The 23,878-nt window shown below is 65.0% G+C and carries 25 protein-coding genes; 21 read left to right on the forward strand and 4 right to left on the reverse strand.

Annotated elements, in window-relative coordinates:
- Nucleotides 1–77 precede the first annotated feature (77 nt).
- The 10 genes from SPMU_RS01005 to SPMU_RS01045 all read left to right on the forward strand — a co-directional run bounded on the left by SPMU_RS01005 (nt 78) and on the right by SPMU_RS01045 (nt 6,796).
- Nucleotides 78–425, forward strand: a complete 348-nt coding sequence (locus tag SPMU_RS01005) for a hypothetical protein (RefSeq protein ID WP_088331077.1) — start codon at nt 78–80, stop codon at nt 423–425.
- Nucleotides 413–1,405 (forward strand): bifunctional diaminohydroxyphosphoribosylaminopyrimidine deaminase/5-amino-6-(5-phosphoribosylamino)uracil reductase RibD, encoded by a 993-nt coding sequence (ribD, locus tag SPMU_RS01010; RefSeq protein ID WP_245832644.1) that lies wholly within the window; start codon nt 413–415, stop codon nt 1,403–1,405. The genes SPMU_RS01005 and ribD overlap by 13 nt, the downstream gene beginning before the upstream one ends.
- Entirely contained in the window at nt 1,387–2,001 is a 615-nt protein-coding gene (locus SPMU_RS01015) for a riboflavin synthase (protein ID WP_088331079.1), read from the forward strand. The genes ribD and SPMU_RS01015 overlap by 19 nt, the downstream gene beginning before the upstream one ends.
- A complete protein-coding gene (gene ribB / locus SPMU_RS01020; RefSeq protein WP_088331081.1) occupies nt 1,946–3,136 on the forward strand; it encodes a 3,4-dihydroxy-2-butanone-4-phosphate synthase in 1,191 nt (396 codons plus the stop codon). The genes SPMU_RS01015 and ribB overlap by 56 nt, the downstream gene beginning before the upstream one ends.
- A complete protein-coding gene (locus SPMU_RS17125; RefSeq protein WP_245832645.1) occupies nt 3,133–3,339 on the forward strand; it encodes a hypothetical protein in 207 nt (68 codons plus the stop codon). The genes ribB and SPMU_RS17125 overlap by 4 nt, the downstream gene beginning before the upstream one ends.
- A 93-nt stretch (nt 3,340–3,432) precedes the next feature.
- The gene (locus SPMU_RS17130; protein ID WP_245832646.1) at nt 3,433–3,657 is read left to right on the forward strand and encodes a hypothetical protein; all 225 of its coding nucleotides are present in this window, start codon (nt 3,433–3,435) and stop codon (nt 3,655–3,657) included.
- Nucleotides 3,657–4,076, forward strand: coding sequence for a 6,7-dimethyl-8-ribityllumazine synthase (gene ribH, locus SPMU_RS01030; protein ID WP_088331083.1), 420 nt, complete (start codon nt 3,657–3,659; stop codon nt 4,074–4,076). The genes SPMU_RS17130 and ribH overlap by 1 nt, the downstream gene beginning before the upstream one ends.
- Nucleotides 4,077–4,282: 206 nt before the next feature.
- Nucleotides 4,283–5,650, forward strand: coding sequence for a cytochrome P450 (locus tag SPMU_RS01035; RefSeq protein WP_088331085.1), 1,368 nt, complete (start codon nt 4,283–4,285; stop codon nt 5,648–5,650).
- A gap of 128 nt (nt 5,651–5,778) precedes the next feature.
- Complete coding sequence (locus SPMU_RS01040; protein ID WP_342746426.1) at nt 5,779–6,069, forward strand: hypothetical protein; 291 nt, start codon at nt 5,779–5,781, stop codon at nt 6,067–6,069.
- A gap of 61 nt (nt 6,070–6,130) precedes the next feature.
- Nucleotides 6,131–6,796, forward strand: coding sequence for a response regulator transcription factor (locus SPMU_RS01045; protein WP_088331089.1), 666 nt, complete (start codon nt 6,131–6,133; stop codon nt 6,794–6,796).
- Here SPMU_RS01045 and SPMU_RS01050 read toward each other — a convergent pair.
- Nucleotides 6,793–7,020, reverse strand: coding sequence for a hypothetical protein (locus SPMU_RS01050; RefSeq protein WP_140418368.1), 228 nt, complete (start codon nt 7,018–7,020; stop codon nt 6,793–6,795). The genes SPMU_RS01045 and SPMU_RS01050 overlap by 4 nt on opposite strands.
- A 117-nt stretch (nt 7,021–7,137) precedes the next feature.
- Between SPMU_RS01050 and SPMU_RS01055 the strand changes: the two genes are divergently transcribed.
- Nucleotides 7,138–8,445: a sensor histidine kinase gene (locus SPMU_RS01055; RefSeq protein WP_088333077.1), complete on the forward strand. Its 1,308-nt coding sequence runs from the start codon at nt 7,138–7,140 to the stop codon at nt 8,443–8,445.
- A 227-nt stretch (nt 8,446–8,672) separates the two neighbouring features.
- Here SPMU_RS01055 and SPMU_RS01060 read toward each other — a convergent pair whose 3' ends face one another.
- Entirely contained in the window at nt 8,673–9,983 is a 1,311-nt protein-coding gene (locus SPMU_RS01060; protein WP_088331093.1) for a M20/M25/M40 family metallo-hydrolase, read from the reverse strand.
- 174 nt (nt 9,984–10,157) lie between these two features.
- Between SPMU_RS01060 and SPMU_RS01065 the strand changes: the two genes are divergently transcribed.
- The 4 genes from SPMU_RS01065 (at nt 10,158) to SPMU_RS01080 (ending at nt 13,534) form a co-directional block, all read left to right on the forward strand.
- On the forward strand, nt 10,158–10,589 hold the full coding sequence (locus SPMU_RS01065; RefSeq protein ID WP_088331095.1) for a hypothetical protein: 432 nt from the start codon (nt 10,158–10,160) through the stop codon (nt 10,587–10,589).
- 1 nt (nt 10,590) lies between these two features.
- Nucleotides 10,591–11,328: a TorF family putative porin gene (locus SPMU_RS01070; RefSeq protein ID WP_088331097.1), complete on the forward strand. Its 738-nt coding sequence runs from the start codon at nt 10,591–10,593 to the stop codon at nt 11,326–11,328.
- 93 nt (nt 11,329–11,421) lie between these two features.
- Entirely contained in the window at nt 11,422–12,555 is a 1,134-nt protein-coding gene (locus SPMU_RS01075; RefSeq protein ID WP_088331099.1) for an NAD(P)H-dependent flavin oxidoreductase, read from the forward strand.
- Between the two features lie 124 nt (nt 12,556–12,679).
- Nucleotides 12,680–13,534: a GGDEF domain-containing protein gene (locus SPMU_RS01080; protein WP_088331101.1), complete on the forward strand. Its 855-nt coding sequence runs from the start codon at nt 12,680–12,682 to the stop codon at nt 13,532–13,534.
- 84 nt (nt 13,535–13,618) lie between these two features.
- On the opposite strand, the gene SPMU_RS01085 is transcribed toward SPMU_RS01080, so the two are convergent.
- Nucleotides 13,619–14,377, reverse strand: coding sequence for a competence/damage-inducible protein A (locus tag SPMU_RS01085; protein ID WP_088331103.1), 759 nt, complete (start codon nt 14,375–14,377; stop codon nt 13,619–13,621).
- Between the two features lie 54 nt (nt 14,378–14,431).
- Here SPMU_RS01085 and map point away from each other — a divergent pair, with 54 nt between their 5' ends.
- The 5 genes from map (at nt 14,432) to SPMU_RS01110 (ending at nt 20,486) form a co-directional block, all read left to right on the forward strand.
- On the forward strand, nt 14,432–15,259 hold the full coding sequence (gene map, locus SPMU_RS01090) for a type I methionyl aminopeptidase (RefSeq protein ID WP_088331105.1): 828 nt from the start codon (nt 14,432–14,434) through the stop codon (nt 15,257–15,259).
- Between the two features lie 151 nt (nt 15,260–15,410).
- Nucleotides 15,411–17,630, forward strand: coding sequence for a PQQ-dependent dehydrogenase, methanol/ethanol family (locus tag SPMU_RS01095; RefSeq protein WP_088331107.1), 2,220 nt, complete (start codon nt 15,411–15,413; stop codon nt 17,628–17,630).
- Nucleotides 17,631–17,848: 218 nt separating this feature from the next.
- A complete protein-coding gene (locus SPMU_RS01100; RefSeq protein WP_088331109.1) occupies nt 17,849–18,187 on the forward strand; it encodes a P-II family nitrogen regulator in 339 nt (112 codons plus the stop codon).
- Between the two features lie 95 nt (nt 18,188–18,282).
- A complete protein-coding gene (gene glnA / locus SPMU_RS01105; protein ID WP_088331111.1) occupies nt 18,283–19,695 on the forward strand; it encodes a type I glutamate--ammonia ligase in 1,413 nt (470 codons plus the stop codon).
- A 212-nt stretch (nt 19,696–19,907) separates the two neighbouring features.
- Complete coding sequence (locus SPMU_RS01110; RefSeq protein WP_088331113.1) at nt 19,908–20,486, forward strand: nitroreductase family protein; 579 nt, start codon at nt 19,908–19,910, stop codon at nt 20,484–20,486.
- Between the two features lie 4 nt (nt 20,487–20,490).
- On the opposite strand, the gene SPMU_RS01115 is transcribed toward SPMU_RS01110, so the two are convergent.
- Nucleotides 20,491–20,829 carry a DMT family protein gene (locus SPMU_RS01115; protein WP_088331115.1) on the reverse strand — a complete coding sequence of 113 codons (339 nt, stop codon included), beginning with the start codon at nt 20,827–20,829 and terminating at the stop codon, nt 20,491–20,493.
- 161 nt (nt 20,830–20,990) lie between these two features.
- Here SPMU_RS01115 and SPMU_RS01120 point away from each other — a divergent pair, with 161 nt between their 5' ends.
- Nucleotides 20,991–23,666: a valine--tRNA ligase gene (locus tag SPMU_RS01120; protein ID WP_088331117.1), complete on the forward strand. Its 2,676-nt coding sequence runs from the start codon at nt 20,991–20,993 to the stop codon at nt 23,664–23,666.
- Nucleotides 23,667–23,878: the final 212 nt, after the last annotated feature.

Genomic DNA, 23,878 nt, shown 5'->3' on the forward strand with positions numbered 1-23,878 from the left:
CGTTTTTCCGGCCATGGTAGCGGGGCCGCAATGGTGAAGGGCTGGCCTCGGCGGGGTCGCGCCACTATGTTGGATCCATGCAATTCTTTGCCCGGATGAGCCCGCTGCGGGCAGTGCGCGACCTTCGCCTGTTTCTGCACCAGCGCCAGAAGCACGAGCTGATCTTCCTGTTTCTTTCGGTGGTGCTGACCGGCCTTTTGCTCATTGGCTTTGCCAAGGATTCAAAGGTTGAGAAGGCGTACAGGCCCGAGATCATCTATGTGCAGCAATGGCGGCTCGATCGCACCGATGCCGAGATCATCGCGCAGCAGGCGATCGATGGGCCGATCAAGCAAAAGCAAATCGACGAGGAAAATCGGCGCCGCGCGGAACTTCGCGCGTCGTTTCAGCGTGCCGATGACAAGCTGAAGAAATGGGGCCTGTAAGCGCCGACGACGCGCGTTGGATGGGAGCGGCGCTGACGCTGGCGTCGCGCGGCCGGGGGCAGACGAGCCCCAATCCTTCGGTCGGATGCGTGATTGTACGCGATGGCATGGTCGTCGGGCGTGGCTGGACCCAGCCGGGCGGCCGCCCGCATGCCGAAGCGATGGCGCTGGCGGATGCAGGCGCGGCGGCGGTCGGCGCCACGGTGTACGTTACGCTGGAGCCGTGCGCGCATGTGTCCGCGCGTGGGCCGGCCTGCGCCGATCTGCTGCTTGCGGCCAAGGTGGCGCGCGTCGTTGTTGCGCTGGGCGACCCCGATCCCCGTACCAATGGCAAGGGGCTGGCGCGGCTCGCGGCTGCCGGGATCGAGACGATCGCTGGCGTGCGGGCCGATGAAGCGCGTGCGACGATGGCGGGGTTTCTCAGCCGGATCGAGAATGGCCGTCCGCATGTGACGCTGAAGCTCGCCACATCGCTCGATGGCTGCATCGCCATGGCCGATGGCGAAAGCCGCTGGATCACTGGGCCGGAGGCCCGCGCGCATGCGCACCTTGAACGTAGCCGGCATGAGGCGGTCCTCGTCGGCCGGGGCACGTGGGACGTGGACCAGCCGAAGCTGGACGTTCGCTTGCCGGGGCTCGAGTCGCGTTCGCCATCTCGGGTGGTTTTGTCGAGCGCGCGCGGCGAGGGAGACACCGCCTGGATCGATTCGCCCGCAGCCATTGCCGACCTGCCAGGTGATCATCTGTTCATCGAAGGCGGAGCGGGGGCTGCGGCTGCGTTTCTGGCGCAGGATCTAGTCGATCGGCTGGTTCTCTATCGCGCGCCGATCCTGATCGGACGGGGGCGTGCGGCGCTCGGCGACATTGGTCTCGGGGCACTTGGCGACGCGCACGATCGCTGGACATGTACGGATACGCGCCAGCTTGGCAGGGACCGGCTCGAGGTCTACGAGCGTGTCCGATGTTTACCGGGATCATAACCGACGTTGGCCACATCACCCGCGTGGAAACGCGCGGGGACACGCGCGTGGTGGTTGGCACCAATTACGAAACCCCCGATATCGATCTGGGCGCTTCGGTCGCGTGTTCGGGCGTATGCCTGACTGTGGTGGACAAGGGACCGAACTGGCTTGCCTTTGACGTGTCGGGCGAAACCATCGGCCGGACCGCGCAGGGCCAGTGGATCGAGGGCCGCCGGCTGAACCTGGAACGCGCGATGAAGCTCGGCGACGAGCTGGGCGGCCATATCGTCACGGGCCATGTCGACGGCATCGCCGAAGTGATCGACATTCGCGCCGACGGCGATTCGAAGCGGGTTAGTTTTCGTGTCACCAGCGATCTAGCACCGTTCCTTGCGCCCAAGGGATCAGTGACGATCGACGGCGTCTCGCTCACCGTCAACGAAGTGACCGATGCCGCAGACGGATCGACCCATTTCGCGATCAACATCATTCCGCACACTCAGGCCGTGACGACGCTTTCGGATCTGGCGCCGGGCAGCGCCGTCAACATCGAGATCGATGTGCTCGCCCGCTATCTCCAACGGATGGAACATTATCGTGCAAAAGCCCGCTGAACTCGCGCGTTTGCGCCACGCCTTCCTCTCGAGCCCCGAAGAGATCATCGACGAGGCGAAGAACGGCCGCATGTTCATCCTCGTCGATGACGAGGATCGCGAGAACGAGGGCGATCTGGTGATCCCGGCGCAGATGGCGACGCCGGAAAAGATCAACTTCATGGCGCGGCACGGGCGTGGGCTGATCTGCCTGGCGCTGTCGAAGTCGCGGGTCGATGCGCTTGGGCTCGACCTGATGAGCCGCAACAACGGTACCCGGCACGAGACCGCGTTTACCGTATCGATCGAGGCGCGCGACGGCGTTACCACCGGAATCTCGGCCGCCGACCGCGCACGCACCATTGCGGTGGCGATCGATTCGTCAAAGAGCCGTGAGGAGATCGTCACCCCGGGCCACGTCTTCCCGCTGGTCGCGCGTGACGGCGGAGTGCTGGTCCGTGCGGGTCACACCGAAGCCGCGGTCGACGTGTCGCGGCTCGCCGGCCTCAATCCCTCGGGCGTGATCTGCGAGATCATGAACGAGGATGGCACCATGTCGCGGATGGACGACTTGGTCGCCTTCGCGCAGCTTCACAACCTCAAGATCGGTACGATCCGGGACCTGATCGCCTATCGCCGGCGCTACGATCACTTGGTCGAGAAGAAGGCGGAGATGACCTTTGACTCGCGCTGGGGCGGGCAGTGGAAGGCGTTGACCTTCCACAACAAGGCCACCGGCGACGAGACCATCGCGCTGGTGAAGGGCAAGATCGATCCTGAAAAGCCGACGCTGGTGCGCATGCACACCGCGAGCTTCTTCGTTGACATGTTTGGCGAGAATTCGGAGCGGTCTGGACTGCTTTCCACGTCGATGGAGATGATCGCGGAAGAGGGCGCGGGCGTCATCGTGGTGATCAACCGCGCGATGAAGGGCGTCGTGTCGCGCTTCATGCAGCTGCGCGCCGAGGGCAAGGGCGCGGGCGCACCGGAAGTCGAGGAGCTGCGCGACTATGGCGTCGGTGCGCAGATCCTGGCCGATTTGGGCGTGGAGGAAATGATCCTTCTCACCAACACGCACCACACGTTGGTTGGCCTTGAAGGGTACGGCCTGTCGATCGTCGGCGAGCGGCCGATCACGGGCACCGCTGGGGAATGATGCGGACGGGGGCGGACGAAGCGCGTTCGCCCAAATACTCCCATATCGAGCGTGAGCGCCGCTGGCTGATCGATCCGGCGCGCTTGCCCGCCCTGCCGTCGGCGCACCTGCTGATCGAAGACCATTACATCAGCGGCACGCGAATGCGGCTGCGGCGGATGACGGACAGCGCGAGCGGCCAGGTGGCGCTGAAGCTGACCTAGAAATATGAGGCGGCCGATCCGCTCGCGCGGGCAATCGTCACGACCTATCTCGATGAGGCGGAGTTCGCGCTTCTCGCGGGCCTGCCCGGTGTGATGGTCGTCAAGCGACGGTTCGATCTGGTTGGCAACGGCATCACCTACAGCCTCGATCGGTTCGAGGGCGATCTGGCGGGGCTTGAGCTCGCCGGGGTCGAATGGCCTGACGATGCAGGCCTTCGAGGCTTGCCCGCGCCGCCGGGCGCGATACGGGAGGTCAGCGACGACCCGCGCTACCAAGGGGGCAGCCTGGTCGCATCCGGCATACCGAAGGAAGACTGATGGCGCATATTCTCATCGTTGAGGCACGTTTCTACGATCACCTGAACGACATGCTGGTTGCCGGGGCGCGTGCGGCGATCGAGGGAGCGGGGCACAGCGCCGAGGTGCTGACCGTTCCGGGTGCGCTGGAAGTGCCGGGCGCCATCTCGATGGCAGCCGAGAGCGGGCGCTATGACGCTTATGTCGCGCTAGGCGTGGTGATCCGCGGCGAGACCTATCACTTCGAGATCGTCTCCAACGAAAGCGCGCGCGGGATCATGGCGCTGACCATGGATGGCATCGCGATCGGCAATGGTATCCTGACCACCGAAAACGAAGAGCAAGCGATCCGGCGGGCGGACCCGGCGCAGCTCGACAAGGGCGGCGGCGCTGCGCAGGCCGCGCTCGCGATGCTGGACTTGCGCGAACGGCTGGGCTGAGGCGCTATCGGCGCGAACACGCGGCGTGCGTGGAGCCAGGCGGCAAGTCTACGTTCGCGTGATGTAGCTGCGACCATCGAGGCTCGAGTGATATGTCGAGCGGCGTAGCCAGCGCCGCGCCGACTTAGCGCTCGGTCGAGTCAGCGCTTGGCAAGGTGGGCCGATCTTACTTATACTGATGTAAGTAAGATCGGAGAGAATCGTCGATGGCTCACGCGCATACGTTGGCTGCAAACCCGCACTGGCTGCCTGCCAATCCGCCGTCGGTGTTGAACGACATTCCCGGCAGCCGCGGCTTGCCCTTTGTGGGTAATACCTTTGCGGTGCTCAAGGACCCGATCGGCTTCACCAATCGCATGGTGGCGAAGCATGGGCCGGTCTATCGCAACCGCACGTTCGGCGGCGACAGTGTGGTGCTCTTGGGCCCGGATGCGAATGAGCTCGTCCTGTTCGATAAGGAGAAGAATTTCTCGTCCGAACAGGGATGGGGACCGATCCTCAATCTCGTCTTCCCGCGCGGCCTGATGCTGATGGATTTCGACAAGCATCGCGCCGACCGCAAGACGCTGTCGGTGGCATTCAAGCCCGAGCCGATGCGTCATTATGCGGCGGAGCTGAACAGCGGGATCGCCGAACAGGTCGCCGGCTGGGCCAACCGTACCATGCCGTTTTACAGCGCGATCAAGGCGCTGAGCCTTGATCTGGCGGCGACCAGCTTTCTCGGCGTTCCGCTCGGGCCGGAGGCGTCGTGGATCAATCAAGCGTTCGTGGATGAAGTGCAGGCGTCGGTATCGCCCGTCCGCACGCCGCTGCCCGGCACGCCGATGCGCCGGGGCGTAAAGGCGCGGGAGTATCTGGTCGACTATTTCACCCGTGAGATCCCGAGCCGGCGCAACGGGAGCGGGCAGGATTTCTTCTCGCAGTTCTGCCGCGCCACGGACGATGCGGGCCAGCCGCTCGCCGACGACGCCATCGTTGATCACATGAACTTTCTAATGATGGCGGCGCACGATACGATCACGTCGTCGGCCACCAGCCTGATCATGCTGCTGGGGCGGCATGTCGAGTGGCAGGAGAAGCTGCGCCAAGAGGTGATGGAGCTAGGCAGCAACGACGGCAGCGTGCCCTATGAGCAGCTCGACCGGCTGGTGCTGACGGAATGGGCGTTCAAGGAGTCGCTGCGGCTGATGCCGCCGGTGCCCTCGATCCCGCGCCGCGCGCTGCGTGATTTCACCTTCGGCGGGTATCGCATCCCGGCGGGGACGTTTGTTGGCGTCAACACGGCGTACACCCATCACATGGCCGAGCATTGGCCGGACCCGGAGCGGTTCGATCCAACGCGCTTCTCGCCCGAATCATCCAAGGGGCGGCATCGCTTCGCCTGGGTGCCCTTTGGCGGCGGCGCGCATATGTGCATCGGGCTGCATTTCGCCACCATGCAGATCCGTATCCTGGTTGCCCATCTGCTCAGCCGCTATCGAATCGAGTTGGCGCCGGGAGTTGGCGCGGACTGGCAGATCTTCCCGATCCCGCGGCCCAAGGATGACCTGCCGGTCACGTTCAAGCCGCTGTAGGATCAGGCAGGCGGCAGGTGATTTCCCGCTTTTGAGCAGAGCGGGAGAGATCCCACCTGTGAAAATCTCGCCGACTTGGTTTATTCACAAGGTGTTCAAACCTTTATCGCTAATTGGCGGGAATGCGGATGTGCCTTGCCTTGATTCTGCTGAGCCTGTCTGCGCCCGCTGTAGCGCAGCCTGGCGAGCAGCAGCGTGACGGCGTCGCCGCCTGGCGCGCGCTGCAAGAAGGTCGAATCCTGTCGATCAAGGAAATCGAGCGGCGGGTGATCCCGACAATGCGGGATGCTCAATATATCGGTTTCGATTTCGAGATGCCGAGCGCCGTCTACACGCTGAAGTTTCTTCGCGAGGGCACGGTGATCTGGGTCGATGTGGACGGGCGCTCCGGTCAGGTGATCGGTCGCACCGGCAAATGACCGCACCTTTTGCGGACGGCTCACCGATGCTACTCAGCGCTGTTTCTGTCTAGGAGTGACCATGCGCGTCCTGATCGTCGAGGATGAACCCAATCTGGGCCAGCAGCTGAAGAATACGCTGGAGGGCGCCGGCTATGCGATCGATCTCGCCACCGATGGCGAGGAGGGGCATTTCCTCGGCTCGACCGAGAATTACGACGCCGTCGTGTTGGATCTCGGCCTGCCGGAGATTGACGGGCTGACCGTGCTCGACCGCTGGCGCAAGGAGGGCAAGGTGATGCCCGTGCTGGTCCTCACCGCGCGTGACAGCTGGTCGGACAAGGTGGCGGGCCTGGATGCTGGCGCGGATGACTATGTCGCCAAGCCGTTCCAGACCGAGGAACTGATCGCGCGGCTGCGCGCGCTGATCCGCCGCGCCTCCGGCAATGCTTCATCCGAGCTCAACGCTGGCGATGTCCGGCTCGACACGCGTTCGGGCAAGGTGACCCGAGCGGGCGAGCCGGTGAAGCTGACCGCCCAGGAATATAAACTGCTGTCGTACCTCTTGCATCACAAGGGCAAGGTGGTCAGCCGGACCGAACTGATCGAGCACATCTATGATCAGGATTTCGATCGCGATTCCAACACGATCGAAGTGTTCGTAACGCGCATCCGCAAGAAGCTGGGGCAGGATGTGATCACCACGATCCGTGGCCTGGGCTACAGCCTTGAGGATCCGGCGGCCTAAAGCTCCTCGGCGCGCGGCTGCTCCCACAAACCAATGCGTTCATACCCCGCCTCGCGCCATCTGTCGGTCGCCGTCTGCGGCTCGGATGCAGCAAACGCCGGCGGGGCGGCATGGGCCGGAATAATGCCCGCTATGGTCCACGACGCGAGCAAGAAGCCTGTTACCAGGCTGACGAGCAGGCCAGCCAGGCCCGCCAAAGCCATCACCGGAAAGGTACGCAACACGACGGCTCTCCTTTCGATGGTGGTGAACAGAAGAGCGCCAGCATGGTTCCGATGCGCGACGAAGTGAGTAGCAGCGGCGAAAGCCGCATGGCCAACACCGGGTCGCTGACCCGTCGCATGATCGTGATCGCGGCGGTTTGGATCTCCCTCCTGCTGGCCGGCGGTGGCTTTGCGCTGGATCGCGTGCTGACGACGGCTGTCACCCAGAATTTCGACGACCAGCTGGAATATGTGCTTCGCTCCTTGTTGGTGTCGGCTGAAATCGGTCCCGAGGGCGAGGTCATCTTCAATCGCGAACCGGCCGATCAGCGCTTTCTCGAGCCTTACTCCGGCCTTTACTGGCAGGTCTCGGCGCAAGGACGAGAGGCGTTTCCGTCGCGATCGCTGTGGGATCGCCAGCTCGCACACAGCAAATCGCACCGCGACCGCGGCGTCCACATCTACAACAGCGAGCAGTTCGGAACGGAGAAGCTGCGCGTCGTCGAGCGCGACGTGAAGCTGCCGGGATCGGATGTCCGTTGGCGCTTCCAAGTGGCGCAAAGCCGCGAAGGGCTCGACGCACAAATCGGGGCATTGCGCCGGACGTTGGTGCGCAGCTTCCTGCTGCTGGGCCTTGGACTGGTGGTGCTGGCGGCGCTGCAGACCTTCTACGGCCTGCTGCCGCTGCGCAAGCTCAGGCTGGAGATCGCGCGGATGCGTGGCGGCCGCACCAACCGGATCGCGGGGCCGCTGCCGGTCGAGGTGGCGCCACTGGTCGAGGAACTGAACGCGCTGGTCGCGCACAACGAGACGCAGGCGGAGGAAGCACGGCGCCATGCCGGCAACCTCGCCCATGCGCTGAAGACGCCGCTGACCGTGATCATGAACGCTGCCACCGCTCAGGCCGACGATCTGGCCGAAACCGTCGTGCGCGAGGCGCGCACCATGCGCCGACAGGTGGATCACCATCTGGCGCGCGCACGGGCGGTCGGCCGGCGCGGCTCGGCCCACAGCCGGGCAGAGGTGTGGCCAAGCGTCGAGTCGGTCGAGCGCGCGGTGCAACGACTTTACCAGCATGTTCGCATCGACATGGATGGGCCCAAGGATCTCGTTGCTCATATCGAGCGACAGGATTTGGACGAGATCATGGGCAATCTGGTGGAGAATGCCGCCAAATACGGCGGCGGCAGCGTGTTCGTGACCGTGGGCGCACAGGCCGGGTTCGTCGAGATCATGGTCGAGGATGACGGGATGGGCATCCCAGAGGCGGATCGCATCCGGATCTTCGATCGCGGGGTGCGGCTGGATACGGGCAAGCCGGGCACCGGGCTAGGGCTGGCGATCGTGCGCGACGTGGCGGAGATCTACGAGGGCACGGTCAGCCTGGAGGAGAGCGAGGATTTGGGCGGGCTGCTGGTGCGGCTTCGCCTGCCGATGGCGACGTGAAGGTGTTTACGCGCCTCCAATTGGTTCGAACGACTAAATCCGTCCGTGCCGAGCTTGTCGAAGCACGTACCCTTAGTGGTGGCGCAGGAGGCGCATCCTTCGGCAAGCTCACGGCGAATGGATCACGGTGATTGGAAACCTGCGCTGCCATTGTCGCCTGGGAGTTCGCGGGGACAAGAGAATAGCCGACGGCATCGCGGCGCGCCGCCGCTATTCTCGCGCGCCGTTCAGCGCTTGCGCGGCTCGGCAGCGAGGCGCGAGATCAGGGCGGCGCTGCGCAGCGCCTGTCGCGGGATGCTCTTTAGATCGACCCATTCGCCGACTGCATGGGCGCCGCCACCGGACACCCCCATGCCGCCGAGCGTGACGGCATCGGCGGCGACGAAGCTGGAATCCGCTGCGCCGCGCTTTGCCGGATCCATTTCCTCCATCTCCGGCAGGCCCAGATCGCGGTTCACGACGTTGAGCTGGTCCATCAGGGCACGATTGCCGGGCGTGGGCGGCATGGACGGATAGCCTTCGAAGAAGCGGATTGAGGCGTCCGTGCCTGGCAGGTGCTTGGCGACAATCGCTTCCATTGCGGCCTTGATCCGAGCGTCCTGCTCGGGCGAGAGGCTGCGCAGATCGCCGCGCGCGACGGCGCGGGCGGGGATGACGTTGGTCTTGCCCTCCGCGGTGCCCTTAACGCCTGGTTCGTCGAGCGCGGCAGGCGTGCCGCCAACCACCACGCTGGCGTTGAAGGTGAGGTTTGGTTCGGGCAGCGTGCGGCGAAACTCGTCCAGGATGCGGGCCAGCTCGTAGACGGCGCCATAGCCCATCGAGGCGTTGAAGATGCCGCTGGAATGGCCGGTGCGCCCGCTCGTCACGATTTCCCAGTTGGTCGAGCTACGCCGCGCGGTGGTGGCATAGTCACGCGTGCCGTCGCTGGCGAGATTTTCATATTCCAGCGCGACGTCCGCCCATTTGCCGGCGGCGATCAGATCCTTTCGCGCAAGATCGAGCGGCGCGCCCGTCTTCTCCTCGTCGCCGGTCAGCACCACCTTGATGTCAGCATTCTTGAGCGTGCCGGCGGCCTGCATTGCGCGCAGCGTTGCGACAATCACGACCAGCCCGCCCTTGTCATCGCCGACGCCCGGCCCCGTCACCCGGTCGCCCTCGCGCGACCAGCCGGTGAACGGGCTGTCGGGCTCGAACACGGTGTCGAGATGGCCGATCAGCAGGACGCGCTTGCCGCGCCCGTTGCCCGTGTGGGTGGCAACGAGGTGGCCGGCGCGCCCGGTGGCGGCCATGTCGATCCATTCGACGCTGAAGCCCAGCGGCTCCAGTTCGGCCCGCATCATGTCACCAACGGCCTTCACGCCCGGCAGGTTGAGGCTTCCGGAATTCTGCCGGACGAGCTTTTCGAGTAGGGCCTCGTGACGCGGCACTTCACCTGCAATGAGGTCGCGCATCCGCGTCTCAGGTGCGCTGGCGGCTGCGCTCAGGGAAAGCGCGATAGCGGGGAGGAGCAGGGCGGCAGGAAAGCGTCGGGCGATCATCCAACAAGGATAGGCGAGCGATTTCTCGATGCATAGGGGATCATGTCAAATCATTGCGGCAACGCAGGATGATTGAACAGATACGCCGCTTCGCCCATTTCCTTTAGTGCCGCGCAGGTCGGCGCGGTCACGCGAGCGGGCAAAAAAGCCCGCCGCATAGGCAGGAGACCGAACATGAGCCTTATTATCGCGGCCGGGCTGTTGCTCGGCGCACCAGCCGTCGACGCGCATCGTGTCGAGCTCGATCATCGCGGGCAGCGGGTGGACGTTACCTATCGCAGCAACCTCGACGTGACGCACAAACAGGTCGGCACCGTCGGCGTTGGCGGCCGGGCGAACACGCTGCGTTGCGCTTGGAAAGCGAACGTCAGCGTGGACCGAGAAGCCCGCAGCGCTGCCGGGCATGTGCTTGTCCGAACAATCGCCAGCGATGCGCCGATCGAAGGCAGCCGCCCCGGCTGGTGCAAGGGCCAGCAGAACGCAATCGCGCAGGAAGTAGCCGGCCGCACCAGCAGCGTGCGCGAGCATCTGCTCGCCGTTGCGGAGCGCGATCGGGAAGCACTGGCGCTGGAGCTGGACGCCGCTCACTCTCCGGTGCGCAGCTGACGTGAAGCCAGCTGCAATCGTGGTGGCCGCAGCATCCTGTGCTGCGGCCCTGCCAGCGTTGGCTCAGTCGGGCCTTGGTGCCAGTGTGGAGGTCGCGACAGACGAGCGGCGGCGGGGGATCAGCTGGAGCGACGGCCAGTTTTCGCCGGCGGCGAGCGTGAGCGTCGGCGTGCCATTCGGGCTCGACCTGGACGCACGCGTCACCGGCACCCGCGGCGATCCGCGTCATGGCGGGGCGGACGCAGTGGCGGACCTGACCGGCGGCTTTTCCCGCGAAATCGGCGGCGGGTTGCGGCTGAACGGTTTGGCCACCGGCCATTTCTTTGCCGGGGCGGCTGAACGGCTCGATTATGCCGAGGTGGGGGTTGGCGCAAGCTTTGCCCTGGGCCCCGCCGAGGTTGGGGTCGACGCGCGTTACGCGCCGGATCAGCGCGCGATCGGCGGGGACAATCTGTGGGTTGGTGCCCGCGCGCGGCTGGGCGTGCCGATGACGCCGTTCACCTTTAATGCCTCGGTTGGCCGTTCAACCGGCAGCGTCGATGATGAGCGGCGCGCGGCGCGGCTGCGCCCCGGCGGAGATTATACCGACTGGTCGCTCGGCGTTGACCATATCCTCGGCCCGCTGAGCCTTGGCCTGGTCTACACCGGTACGGACATCAGCGACGTGGTGGATCCGCCCTTCGCCAATGCGCGTCACACGGGTGACAAGGTGACAGCGCGGGTGGCGATCAGTTTCTAGTCGCCAACCGACGTCAAGCGGACGCGGTTTCCGCCCTCTTCCTTTTCGTTTGCGTAGCCGCCAGAAGGCCGAAAACGATCAGGGAGAGGGACGATGAAGTCACCGATTTGCGACATGCTGGGCGTCGATTTCCCGCTGCTCGCCTTTAGCCATTGCCGCGACGTGGTGGCGGCGGTGAGCCGCGCCGGCGGCGTCGGCGTACTCGGTGCGACCGGGCACACGCTGGAGAGCCTGGAGACGGAGCTCGCCTGGATAGACGCGCATGTCGACGGCAAGCCTTATGGCCTCGACGTGCTGATCCCCGAGAATCTGGCGACGGGGGGCGCCAAGGGGCTGACCCGCGCCTCGATCATGGACAAGGTGCCTGCGGCGCACCGCGCCTTTGTCGGGCAGCTGGCCGAGAAGCATCACTTCACCATGCCGGAGGAACGCGCCAATTCCGACGCGCCGGCGCCGTTCGATCCGAACCTGGCGCTGGAGATGCTGGAGGTGGCGTTCCGCCACCCGATCAAGCTGATCGCCAATGCGCTTGGCGTGCCGCCCCAGGCAATGATTGACATGGGCCGCGCGCGCGGGGTTCCCGTTGCGGCGCTGGTGGGCGCGAAGGAGCATGCGATCCGCCAGGTCGAGGCCGGCGTCGATATTCTCGTGGTGCAGGGCGGCGAGGCTGGCGGCCATTGCGGCGAGGTTTCGACCATGGTGCTGATCCCTGAGGTGATCCGTGCCCTGGAGGCGCGAGGGCAGCGCGTGCCGGTACTGGCGGCAGGCGGGATCATGACCGGGGGGCAGATGGCGGCGTCCATGGCGATGGGTGCCGACGGTGCCTGGACCGGATCGGTGTGGCTTGCGACGCCGGAAAGCGAATGTTCGGACGTGTTCCGCGAGAAGATGGTCGCGGCCAGTTCGCGCGATACGGTTCGCTCCAAGAGCCGTACGGGCAAGCCCTCCCGGCAGCTTCGTTCGGCTTGGACCGATGCCTGGGAAGGCCCGGAATCGCCGGGGCCCCTGCCGATGCCGTATCAGAGTCTGATCAGCGAGCCCGCGATCCGCGCCTGTGATCTTGCCGCACAGAAGGGCGATCCGGCCGCGCGCGAGATGGTGACCTATTTCGTTGGCCAGGGGGTCGGCCTGGTCGATCAGGTCCGGCCCGCCGGTCAGGTGGTGCAGGATTTCAAGCTGGAGTTCGCCGAAGCCGTGGAGCGCATGACCAATTTGGTGGGCGATTGACTCGACTCATCCGATCGAGACCCATCTTTGTCGCGGTGCTAACGCTTAGGTAACGTCCTTCTCCCAGGGATTCAGATGCGCCACGGTGCGGCGTACCTGAAATTTCTAGGGGGAAAGGCGAGCCATGCGCTTGTATCTTGCAAGCTCGTTTATTTTTCCGCGCAGCCTCCAGTTGCGGCTGTTTGCGGTCTGTTTTATCGGCACGCACCTGCCGCTCGTTGCGTTTCTCGGCTGGGCGGCGGCGACCGGCCGGCTGGATGTGCTCGGCACGATCCTCGTGGTGGGGGCAACCCTCGTCGGTACGATCATCGCGGTGGGCGGTATCTATGCGCTGCTTGCGCCGATCGACGTCGCCGCCAAGGCCTTGAACGACGCCGGAGACGGCGAGATCGGGAACGTGCCACACGTCTCCGGCAACGATCTAGCCGCTCGCCTTCTCTCCGGTGTGAACCGCGCCGCGGGCGCCACCGCCGAGCGGGTGCGCAAGCTCAGCCGGGAAGCGAGCGTCGATCCGCTCACCGGCGTGCTGAACCGCCGCGGGCTGATGCAGCAGCTGGACATGCTTCCAGAGCAGCAAACGACCGGCGCGCTCGCGCTAGTGGACATGGACCATTTCAAGCTGGTCAACGATCAGCTGGGGCATGAGACAGGAGATCGGGTGCTGCAGAACTTTGCCAAGGTGCTGGCGGGCACCGTCCGGCACACCGATCTGGTGGCGCGCTGGGGCGGGGAGGAGTTCCTCGTCTATTTCCGCGGCGCTACCGAAGCGCAGGCCCAGTCGGTGCTGATGCGCATTGCCGAGCGGATCCGGAATGAGCCGCTGGCGCATCTTGGCGAACGGCCGGTCTCGTTTTCCGCCGGCACGACGGCCGCTTCGCGGCGCACGCTCGACGAGTCGCTGCGCCGCGCCGATGCCGCGCTTTACCAGGCCAAGCATCGTGGGCGCGCCCGCATCCTCAGCAATGCGGAGCTCGGCTAAATTCGGATCATGGCAACGCAGCCGGGCTGAAGCGGCTGTTCAAGGGCAATGCGGCAGCCTCTGAACTGCGCCGTGGCGTACGCCTTAGATACCTGCCGCGAACACCTTGTGACCCGCTTCCTCCAGCGCAGTGGTTAGGTCAGCGATGCAAGCGTCCACAGCAGCCTCGTCGGGCGAGCGGATGACGAAATTCGCGCCCGTGCGCCCTTCGCGGAAGAACGGGTAACTGCCGATCGCAACACCCGGGTGGGAGCGTTCGGCGTCGCGTAGCAGATCGGCGATCTCGCTTTCAGCAACCCAGCAGCCGATCTGGCGACTGACCACCGGGCGGCCGCCTTGAAGCGTGCCGGTCAGCGAATCCAGCATGCCGGCGGTGATGTGCGGCACGCCGGCCATAATGAAGACGTTGCCGATGCGGATACCGGGCGCGCCCGACATGCGGTTCTCGATCAGCTCGGCTCCTTCCGGCACGCGCGCCATACGGAGCCGCGCCTCGCTTGCACCCCCGCGGGTCGCATAATAGCGTTCCAGCACGGCCACGGCTTGTGGATGATGGACCACGCCCAGGCCGAGCGCCGCCGCTATCGCATCCACGGTGATGTCGTCGTGCGTCGGGCCGATGCCGCCCGTGGTGAAGAGATAGTCGTTGCGGGCGCGCAGCGTGTTCACCGCCTCCACGATCGCCTCCTCGCGATCCGCCACCACGCGCACTTCGACCAGCCGGATGCCCTGTACATTCAGCCACTGTGCGATCTGCGCGACATTCTTGTCCTGCGTTCGGCCGGAGAGAATCTCGTCACCGATCACGACGAGGGCGGCGGTCCAGATGCGTTCGGTTTCCATGCGAGCCCCGGCATAGCCTCGCAAAAGCGCCCGCGTCACGCTATATCCGCGGCCATGACCGAATATGTTACCGTCACCAGCGACGCGCCGCTGGGCCGAAACGGTGCCATCAAGCTGTATGGCCCGGAAGCTTTCGTCGGCATGCACGCCGCTGGCAAACTCGCTGCCGAGACGCTCGATATGATCGTGCCGCACATGGTGCCCGGCGTGACCACGGCCGAGATCGACGCGCTGGTGTATGCTTTCATCAAGAGCCACGGCGGCGTGCCCGCGACGCTTGGTTATCGGGGCTACACGCACAGCTGCTGCATCTCGATCAATCACGTCGTCTGCCACGGCATCCCCAGCGAGAAGACGCTGAAGTCGGGCGACATCGTCAACGTCGACGTAACGCCGATCCTCGACGGCTGGCACGGCGACTCCTCGCGCATGTACCTGATCGGCGACGTGCCGCTGAAGGCGCGGCGGCTGGTGGATGTGACCTATGAATGCCTGATGCTAGGCATCGAGCAGGCGAAGCCCGGGAACACGATGGGCGATGTGGCGCACGTCATCCAGCGGTATGCGGAATCGCATCGCTACGGCGTGGTGCGCGATTTTTGTGGGCACGGGCTCGGCCGCTTGTTCCACGATGCGCCCGAGGTGGTGCATGTCGGGCGTCCAGGCACCGGGCCGGAGCTTAAGCCCGGCATGATCTTCACCATCGAGCCGATGATCAACATCGGTAAGCCGGACGTGAAGCTGCTGGAAGACGGCTGGACGGCCGTGACTCGCGACCGCTCGCTATCCGCCCAGTTCGAGCATTCGATCGGCATCACCGAGGATGGGTGCGAGATCTTCACCGTATCGCCCGCCGGACTGCACAAGCCACCCTATGCCTGACAAAAAGAGGGAGGGCGGGGCGCCGCCTCGTCGCCTCCCTACACCCCTGTCAATAGTGACAGGCTAATCCGAGCGACTTAGCCCCTTCCTTTTCCCCGGCGGCTGCGCCAGTCTTCCGCGCCAAAGCTCGGATCGGGCGGGGGAGAGGAAGATGCGGATCGGTTTTGCGCTGCTCGCGGCAGCGGCGCTCGTGTCGTGCAAGGCCAACAGCGGAGAAGACGCGAACGCCGCGGCGGATCGGTCCGCCACGACAGGCGTCGGCAAGATCGATGCCGCCTTGCTCACCAGCGGCGGGGACGGCCGAGATTGGGCGATGACCGGCTTCAACTATCAAGAGCAGCGCTTCTCGCCGCTGACCCAGATCAATGCGGACAACGTCGGGCAGCTCGGCCTAGCCTGGTACGCCGACATGCCCGATGCGCGCGGGCAGGAAGCGACTCCCGTCGTCGTCGACGGCAAGATGTTCGTCACGGGGCCGTGGTCCAAGGTCTTCGCCTATGACGCCGCCACTGGTCAGAAGCTGTGGGACTTCGATCCCAAGGTGAACCCGGAAAAGGGCGTCCAGGCTTGCTGCGACGTCGTCAACCGCGGCGTCGCCGCGTGGAAAGGGCGGCTTTATGTCGGCACGATCGACGGCCGGCTGATCGCGCTTGATGCGGCGACCGGCAAGCAGGACTGGTCGGTCCAGACCACGGATAACTCCAAGCCCTACACCATCACTGGCGTGCCGCGCGTGGTGAAGGGCATGGTCGTCATTGGCAATGGCGGCGCCGAGTTCGGTGTGCGCGGCTATGTCACCGCATATGACGCGGGGACCGGCGCGAAGAAGTGGCGCTTCTACACCGTTCCCAACCCGACCGGCGCGCCCGATGGCGAGGCGAGCGACGCAGCGATGGCAAAGGTCGCCCCCACCTGGTCCAAGAACGGCCAGTGGAAGCAGTCGGGCGGCGGCGGCACCGTCTGGGACTCGATCGTCTATGACGCGGAGCTCGACCAGCTTTACCTAGGGGTGGGCAACGGCAGCCCATGGAACCATGGGCTTCGCAGCGAGGGGCAAGGGGACAATTTGTTCCTCTCCTCCATCGTCGCGCTGAAGCCGGATACGGGCGAATATGTCTGGCATTATCAAGAGACGCCGGGCGAGACGTGGGACTTCACCGCGACCCAGCCGATCAATCTCGCCACCCTCAACATTGGCGGGCAGCAGCGCCGCGTGCTGATGCAGGCGCCCAAGAACGGCTTCTTCTATGTCGTCGATCGCGCCAACGGGAAGCTGATCAATGCCGGGCAGTTCATCCCTGGTGTGAATTGGGCAACCGGCTATGACCCGAAGACCGGGCGGCCGATCGAGAATCCCGAAGCGCGCTATTACAAGACAGGCAAGCCGTTCCTCGCGATGCCGAGCGCGATCGCCGCACACAATTGGCAGCCGATGAGCTTCAATCCCAAGGCTGGCCTTGCCTATATTCCGGCGCAGATCGTTGGATCCGCCTACCTCAATCCCTCATCGCCGCTCGATCAGGCGAAGCCGCTCGGCTTCAACGTCGGGCAGGATCTCGGCAACGCCATGTATCCGCGCGATCCCGCCGCTGTGAAGCAGGCGATTGCCGGTGCCACCGGCCGTCTCGTAGCTTGGGATCCGGTCGCCAACAAGGCGCGCTGGACGGTGGATTATCCGACGCCGTGGAATGGCGGCACGATGACGACGGCGGGCAACCTGGTCTTTCAGGGGACGGCGCTCGGCGAGTTCCGCGCGTATGCCGCGGATACCGGCAAGCAGCTGTTCTCCTATCCGGTCGGCACTGGGATTATGGCCGGCGCCGCCACCTTCATGATCGGCAACGAGCAATATATCGCGGTGCTCGCCGGCCGCGGCGGCGCGCTGCCGCTGTCGATCGGCTATGCCATCGGCAAGGCGCGCGACGTGCCCAACGTGCCGCACCTGCTCGTCTTCAAGCTGGGCGGCACGGTGCAATTGCCGAACACCCAGCCGCAGGACTCAACCCCCGTGAACCTCCCCGAGAACAAGGCGGCGCCGCAGCAGGTGGCGCAGGGCCAGGCGCTGTTCGGCCGTTATTGCCAGGTCTGCCACGGCGCCAGCGCGGGCGGCGGCGGGGTTCTGCCGAACCTTCAGCGCTCGGCAACGCTAGGTGATCCCGATACCTGGAAGGCGATCCTGATCGATGGCATGTTGAAAGAGCGCGGCATGGTCAGCTTCGCCAAGGTGCTGACGCCGGAGCAGGCACAGCTCATCCGCCTCTACGTGATCGATGAAGCGCATTGGGCGCAAAAGAACCTGGGCGGCGGCACCAAGGCAGTGGCGCCCGCACCGGCCGCGCAGAAATCGCCGGTGCCGACAGGGGTGCGCTGACGCGCCGCGCAGCTGCCTTGCGACCACGAGATCGATGGCCGCTGCGCAGGAGTGATGCTGAGCAAAAAGGCAGGCGACCACAGGATGCCTGGTTTTTAAGCACGGGCGAGCGGCGCTCGGCTCGAGTCGCCGCCTTGCCCTGGCGCTTCGCGGCTGGCACGTTCAATGCAAGCACCGTCACCGGGGCGAGGGTTCTAACCAGGGGTGGGCGTTTCCGCGTGAAAAAGATCGAAGCGATCATCAAGCCGTTCAAGCTGGATGAGGTGAAGGAGGCGCTGCATGAGGTTGGCGTCTCTGGGATCACCGTTACCGAGGCCAAGGGCTTCGGCCGGCAGAAGGGCCATACCGAGCTTTATCGCGGCGCCGAATATGTCGTGGACTTCCTGCCCAAGGTGAAGCTTGAGGTGGTGGTCGAGGACGGATTGGTCGAGCGCGTGGTGGAAGCCATCGCACAAGCCGCCCAGACGGGCCGCATCGGTGACGGCAAGATCTTCGTCATTCCAGTTGAAACCGCGCTGCGGATCCGCACCGGCGAGCGTAACGACGACGCAATCTGAACCCTGACCACGTCATCCCGGCAACGCCCGGGATCGCTCCGCAACAAAAGAGACCTCGGCGCATGCCGGGGTGACGCAGAGGAAAAGAGAGAACAATGGCTACGACCGCCGCAGACGTCATCAAGCGCATCAAGGACGAAGAGATCGAGTGGATCGACCTTCGCTTCACCGATCCCAAGGGCAAGTGGCAGCACCTGACCATGGTTGCCAGCGTGATGGGCGAGGATGAGTGGACCGACGGCCTGATGTTCGACGGCTCGTCGATCGAAGGTTGGAAGGCGATCAACGAGTCCGACATGATCCTGAAGCCGGATCTGGAGGCGGTGTACACCGATCCGTTTTCCGCGACGCCGATGCTGATCGTGTTCTGCGACATTCTCGAGCCGTCGACGGGCGAGGGCTATTCGCGCGATCCGCGCACCACGGCAAAGCGCGCCGAGGCCTATGTCGCCTCCACGGGCATCGGCGACACCGTCTATGTTGGCCCGGAAGCCGAATTCTTCATGTTCGACAACGTGCAGTTCGATACGAACTATGCCGCGTCCTACTTCAAGATCGACGATATCGAGCTGCCGACGAACACCGGCCGTGAGTACGAAGGTGGCAACCTCGCCCACCGTCCGCGTGCCAAGGGCGGCTACTTCCCCGTCGCGCCGGTCGACAGCGCCGTGGACATCCGCGGCGAGATGGTCTCGACCATGCTTGAAATGGGCCTGCCCTGCGACAAGCACCACCATGAGGTAGCCGCCGCGCAGCATGAGCTTGGCCTTACCTTCGGCACGCTGACCACCACCGCCGATCGCATGCAGATCTACAAGTATGTCGTGCATCAGGTGGCGCATGCCTATGGCAAGACCGCAACCTTCATGCCCAAGCCGATCAAGGAAGATAACGGCTCGGGCATGCACACCCACTTCTCGATTTGGGAGAAGGGCAATCCGCTGTTCGCCGGCAACGGCTATGCTGGCCTCAGTGAAACCTGCCTGTACTTCATTGGCGGCATCATCAAGCATGCCAAGGCGATCAACGCCTTCACCAACCCGACCACCAACAGCTACAAGCGGCTGGTGCCGGGTTACGAAGCGCCGGTGCTCCTCGCCTATTCTAGCCGCAATCGTTCGGCCTCCTGCCGCATTCCTTATGGCACGGGCGCAAAGTCGAAGCGCGTCGAAGTGCGCTTCCCCGACGCGATGGCGAACCCATACCTCGCTTATGCCGCGCTGCTGATGGCTGGCCTCGATGGCATCCAGAACAAGATCCATCCGGGCGACGCGATGGACAAGAACCTGTACGATCTGCCACCGGCCGAGCTCGCCGAAGTGCCGACCGTCGCCGCTTCGCTGCGCGAGGCACTCAATTGCCTGCTGGCCGATCACGACTTCCTGCTGAAGGGCGACGTGTTCACCAAGGATCAGATCGAGGCCTATGTCGAACTGAAGTGGAGCGAAGTGACGCGTTGGGAATTGACGCCGAGCCCGGTTGAATTCGACATGTACTACAGCGCCTGAGCGTGCCGTGCCGGCACGCGGTGTGGCGGCCAACGGCCCGCCGCACAGGCGCTGTCGGGCGGCCTCGCTTAAGCGAGGACCGACGACGCGGCTTTGCCGCGGCGGGCCTTCAAGGGGGCGTCCGATACAAATCGGGCGCTCCTTTCCGTTCAGCAACGCTGCATTGCCGGCAACGCCCTCGACCCGTCACGCACGACGGCTAAAGTGCCGCCATGTTCAACGACACCAGCACCCCGCTCTCGCTTCTCGCCACCCGCCGCTCGGGCAAGCCGCGCGACCTCGCCGCTCCCGGCCCCTCCGCTGCCCAGCTCACCGAGATGTGCGCCATCGCTTGTCGCACCCCCGATCATGGCAAGCTTGCCCCCTGGCGCTTCGTGATCGTCGAACCCGAGCAGCGCGCCGCTTTTGCCACTTTGTTGCTGGATGCCTATCGCGCTGATCGGCCGGAGGCGAAGCGGCTGGAGTTGGAGTCAATCGAGCAATTCGCCCATCAGGCGCCAGCCCTCGTTGTGGCGCTGTCCTCACCCCGCACGGACAGTCAGATCCCGTTGTGGGAACAAGAACTGGCGACGGGGGCCGCTTGTATGAACCTGCTCCACGCAGCCCATGCGATGGGGTTTGCCGGCGGATGGCTCACCACTTGGGCGGCGTTCAACGACCGGGTGCGGGATGCATTTGGCGCGGCGCCGGAGCGGATCGCAGGCTTCATGTTCATCGGTACGCCCTCACGGCCGCTGGAGGAGCGCCCGCGGCCTGATCTGACGGTAACGGTTCAGACCTGGAAGCCCTAACCGTTCAGCTGCGGCCGGCGAACATAAAGGCGGCCGCCCCAACCAGACAGGCGAAGGCGCCGGCGTGGCGCCAGCTCAGCTGTTCGCCAAGGACGAGCACGGCAAACGCGCCGAACACGAGGAGCGTGATCACCTCCTGCGCCACCTTCAGCTGCCCGCCTGACCAGCCACTCGCAAAGCCGATCCGATTGGCGGGAACCGCAAAGCAATATTCGACCAGGGCGAGGGCCCAGCTCAGCAGGATCACGGTGGGCAGCGGCTTCGCCATCCCGCCTTTCAGGTGCCAGTACCAGGCGATCGTCATGAAGATGTTGGAGACAAGGAGCAGCGCGACGGTAGGCATGTCGGCGGTGTAAGCGCGGTCTTGCTGCGATTGAAAGCTGAGTCGCTCGTTTTGCCCTCAGGCTTTCACGGTGCAACATTGTAGGCGTATCGAACGAAGCACTCGGGCAGCTTCGTAGCGGTGGCTTTGCAGCGCCCGAAAGCGCCGGTAGAGCCGCACTCATGAGCGAGCTGCCGAAAACCTTTGACCCCGCCACGATCGAATCCCGATGGTACAGCTACTGGGAGGAGAACGGCTTGTTCCGTCCCGATCGTCCAGGCGCGGAGCCGTGGACGATCGTCAACCCGCCGCCCAACGTCACCGGCTCGCTCCACATCGGCCATGCGCTCGACAACACGCTGCAGGACATTCTGACGCGCCACGCGCGGCTGAAGGGCAAGGATGCTTTGTGGGTCGTCGGCACCGATCACGCCGGCATCGCCACGCAGATGGTGGTCGAGCGGCAGATGGCGCTCAAGCAGCAGAAGCGCGCCGATTTCACCCGCGACGAATTCGTCGCCAAGGTGTGGGAATGGAAGGCGGAGAGCGGCAGCCAGATCACCGGCCAGTTGCGCCGCCTCGGCTGCTCGATGGACTGGGCCAACGAGCGCTTCACGATGGACGAGGGCTTCTCGAAGGCCGTGCTCAAGGTCTTCGTCGAGCTTCACCGCCAGGGCCTGCTCTATCGCGACAAGCGGCTGGTGAACTGGGATCCGGGCCTCGGCACCGCGATCAGCGATCTCGAGGTCGAGACGCGCGAGGTGAAGGGCAGCTTCTGGCAGATCCGCTACCCGCTCGCCGACGGATCGGGCACGATCACCGTCGCCACGACGCGCCCCGAGACGATGCTCGCCGACATGGCGGTTGCCGTTCATCCGGAGGACGCGCGTTACAAGGACATGATCGGCAAGCAGATCAAGCTGCCGATCACCGGCCGCCTGATCCCCGTCATTGCCGACGAACATGCCGATCCGTCGCTCGGCACCGGCGCGGTGAAGATCACGCCGGGGCATGACTTCAACGATTTCGAGGTGGGCAAGCGCGCTGGCATGAAGGCGGGCGAGATGCTCAACATGCTCGATGCCAAGGCCAACGTCACGCAGACCGCGGACGGCCTGATTCCGGCCGAGTTCCTGGGCCTGTCCACGGCGGACGCGCGCAAGGCCGTTGTCGCCCGGCTCAAGACCGATGGCGTGCTCGTGCCGCACATCGACAAGGAAGGCGTCGAGCATGATGCCGAGCCGCGCACGATCCAGACGCCGTTCGGCGATCGCTCGGGCGCGGTCATCGAACCGTGGCTGACGGACCAATGGTATGTCGACGCCAAGACGCTGGCGCAGCCCGCGATCGAGGCGGTGAAGTCCGGCGCGATCCGCCTCGTCCCCAAGACGTGGGAGAAGACCTACTTCAACTGGATGGAGAACATCCAGCCGTGGTGCGTGTCGCGCCAGCTGTGGTGGGGGCACCAGATCCCGGCGTGGTTCGATGCGGAGGGCACGGCCTATGTCGCCGAAACCGAGGCTGAGGCACAGGCGCAGGCGGGCGAGGGCGTCGCCCTGACGCGCGATCCCGACGTGCTCGACACCTGGTTCTCCTCCGCGCTCTGGCCATTCGCTACGATGGGCTGGCCGGAGAACACCGATCCGACGCTCGGCGGCCGCTATCCTAATGACGTGCTGATCTCCGGCTTCGACATCCTGTTCTTCTGGGATGCCCGCATGATGATGCAGGGCATCCACTTCATGGGAGCCAACGGCCAAAGGCCGCTCGCTGAAAGCGTGCCGTTCCGCACGCTTTACCTGCACGGGCTCGTCCGCGCGGCGGACGGCGCGAAGATGTCCAAGTCCAAGGGCAACACCGTCGATCCGCTCGGTCTGATCGAAAAGTACGGCGCCGACGCGCTGCGCTTCTTCATGGCGGCCATGGAAAGCCAGGGCCGCGACATCAAGATGGATGAGAAGCGGGTCGAGGGGTATCGCAACTTCGCGACCAAGCTGTGGAACGCCAGCCGTTTCTGCCAGTCGAACGGCATCGGCGGATCGACCACGCTGGAGCCGCCGGTAGCGACTCACCCGGTCAACAAGTGGATCATCGGCGAGGCGATCAAGGCGATCCAGTCGGTCGACCTCGCACTCGGCGAATATCGCTTCGATGCCGCGGCGAACGCGATCTATCAGTTCGTCTGGAGCCAGTTCTGCGACTGGTATCTCGAGCTCATCAAGGGCTCGATTGATGACGAGACGAAGGTGGTCGCCGGCTGGGTGCTCGACCAGATCCTGGTCGTCCTCCACCCGTTCATGCCGTTCATCACCGAGGAACTGTGGCACGCGCTCGCACCCCGCGAGCATGACCTGATCGTCGCGCACTGGCCGATGGCCGATGCACGTGCGATCGATCCGGCCGCCGCGCAGGAGATCGACTGGCTGATCCGCCTCGTCAGCGAGGTGCGGTCCAGCCGTACCGAGCTGAACGTGCCGCCGGGTGCACGACTGCCCTACGCGGTGGCGGATGCGAACGCCGAGACGCAGGCGCGCCTGACGCGCAACGCGCCAACGATCGCCCGCCTTGCACGGATCGATCCGGGCGAGGTTTCGGGCGGCACCGCGCAGGTGGTGGTGGACGAAGCCACCTTCCGCCTCGCGCTGGGCGACGTGATCGATCTCGCCGCCGAGCGCACCCGACTCGCCAGGGCGATTGCGGCGGCGGAGAAGGAGCGCGACGGGCTCGCTGGGCGCCTCAACAACCCGAGCTTCGTCGAGCGTGCGAAGCCCGAGGCGGTCGATAAGGCGCGAGCCGACCATGCGGATAAGGCGGCTGAGGCGGAGCGGTTGACGGCGGCGCTGTCGCGGCTGGGGTAGGGTTTTCTCCGAGCCGCGTTGGCCAGAGGCGCCCTTCGCCATCTGACGGGCTAGGGCGAACGGATCGAGGGTTCGGACCGGCGACGGATCCGTCATGCCGGGCTTGTCCCGGCATCCACTAAGCCGCAAACCCCAGACGTTGAGGTTTGCGGAACCCTGACCCCGGCACAGGGCCGGGGTGACGAAGCGGGTGTGGCGTTGGCGCGACTTCC

Origin of the sequence: Sphingomonas mucosissima, from assembly GCF_002197665.1 — a bacterium.
Classification (GTDB): Bacteria; Pseudomonadota; Alphaproteobacteria; order Sphingomonadales; family Sphingomonadaceae; genus Sphingomonas; species Sphingomonas mucosissima.